This is a genomic window from Acinetobacter sp. WCHAc060042 (genome assembly GCF_003231195.1).
Taxonomy (GTDB): domain Bacteria; phylum Pseudomonadota; class Gammaproteobacteria; order Pseudomonadales; family Moraxellaceae; genus Acinetobacter.
In genome coordinates this window covers 1-1889 of the sequence record NZ_QKVN01000092.1, presented here as the reverse complement: position 1 = coordinate 1889, position 1889 = coordinate 1, and the positions used below count along the sequence as shown (strand labels likewise).

Annotated in this window: 1 protein-coding gene and 1 pseudogene; both read left to right on the top strand. The window is 31.9% G+C overall.

Features of this window, described 5'->3' with window-relative positions; genetic code table 11:
- Nucleotides 1-160, top strand: a pseudogene (locus tag DPG01_RS18300) (IS5/IS1182 family transposase); the annotation flags it as partial.
- Between the two features lie 181 nt (nucleotides 161-341).
- Complete coding sequence (locus DPG01_RS18295; protein ID WP_074947953.1) at nucleotides 342-1760, top strand: phosphate--AMP phosphotransferase; 1419 nt, start codon at nucleotides 342-344, stop codon at nucleotides 1758-1760.
- Nucleotides 1761-1889 lie beyond the last annotated feature (129 nt).

Below are 1889 nucleotides of genomic sequence, written 5' to 3'. Positions count from 1 at the left end.
TCGAAGTTTGGTTGAAACTAAGATGCATTGCATCAAATTATTAGGAGATAAACTCAGCGCAAGGAGTTTTGATAGCCAAGTGAATGAAATCCATGCACGTGTAGCAGTCCTTAACAGATTTACGGAATTAGGTCGACCACTTACCCAAGTTACGCCTTAAATTTGGCTCAATTAGGGGCGCTTTGCATTTCAAATCTTTGTGCAACAAAGCCCTCTGATTTCCAATTATCTTTTTAAAAAAAAGTTTTTTTTAAACAACTTTACTGAATCAAAGTTAATGTTGACTCAGGATATAAATCAATTTATTTTAATTGATTAATTTTACAAAACTTAGGCTTTAAATGAAAAACCAACAACTCTCCCTAGATTTAATCGAAGCACAATATAATTTTAAAAATTCAAAAAATAATAAAAATTCAAAAAGCCTATTAATAATCATTGGCGGAATTGAATTAACAAAAAAATCCAACGCTATAAAAAAATTATCCGAACTAATGGATCCTCGTTATTTAAAAATAAAAGCTGATCTCCCAAATAAAATAAAATCAAACTCATTAATTTGGTCACCATATATCAATGACATACCAAAAAGAGGAGAAATTGTTACATTTTATGGGAATTGGTATACTGATTTACTAGCGTCAACACTCTATGAAAACACAAAAAAATCAGATTATTATTTTAAAGAACATTTAGAAAAAATTAATATATTTGAAAATTATTTAAAAAACAATAATATTGACATAGTTAAAGTATGGTTCGATTTACCTTGGAGTTCTATTAAAATTCGAGTTTCCGACTTAAATTTAAACAGAGCTTTTCAAAGAGTTCCCAATCACTCTTGGGACAACTTTCCAATAGAAAAATGGAAAACAAAAGATCTATATAATAAAATTAATTTCTATAGAAAACAGTTCACTGATGATTGGTATATTATTGATAGTCAGAATAACAAAGAAAGAAATCTTGCCTTTGCCAATATTGTTTTATCTCATCTTAAGAATACAGCCCCGCCCAAGAATGCCAGTCTGGATTATCAGCCAGCAGCTCTCTCTCCATTATTGACACAAATTTCAAAGGGAGATATTGAGCGTGTACAGTACAAAAAAATGATTAAAATACTGGAACACAAAGTGGCAGAAGCTTTACGTTTTTCATCTAAAAACGTGGTCTTCGCATTTGAAGGCATGGATGCTGCTGGTAAAGGCAGTTCAATCAAACGCCTTATCAAATATTTAGATCCTTATGAATATAGTATTCACAGTATTTCTGCGCCGGAAAATTTCGAAAAATTAAGACCATACTTGTGGCGTTTTTGGAATAAGCATACAGTTAATGGTGAAATTAATATTTTTGATCGAACATGGTACGGTCGTGTTCTTGTTGAACGTATTGAGTGCCTCATTACCGAAGCTGAATGGCAAACTGCGTATGAAGAAATCAATCACTATGAAAAGCAATTGACAGAAACCAATACTATTGTTTTAAAGTTTTGGCTTGCCATTTCAAAAGATGAACAGCTTATCAGGTTTGAAAAGCGACAAAAGACACCACAAAAACACTTTAAAATTACTGATGATGACTGGAGAAATCGTGATAAATGGGATGCTTATCTACAGGCGGCATCCGATATGTTTAAGTATACAAACACTGAACACGCGCCTTGGCATATTATTTCTAATGACAATAAATTAGCGGCCCGTATTGAAATTCTTCAAACCATCTTAAAAAGCCTGCAAACCGAGATAGTATGTAAATAACATCATTTAATCACCTCCCTGCAGGGAGGTGATTATGTGTGTCTAGAATTTTGGTGACTATTTGGTACAAATTACTATCCCATTAATTAAAAATTTCATATTTATTATCATGATGATAGATCATTCTTT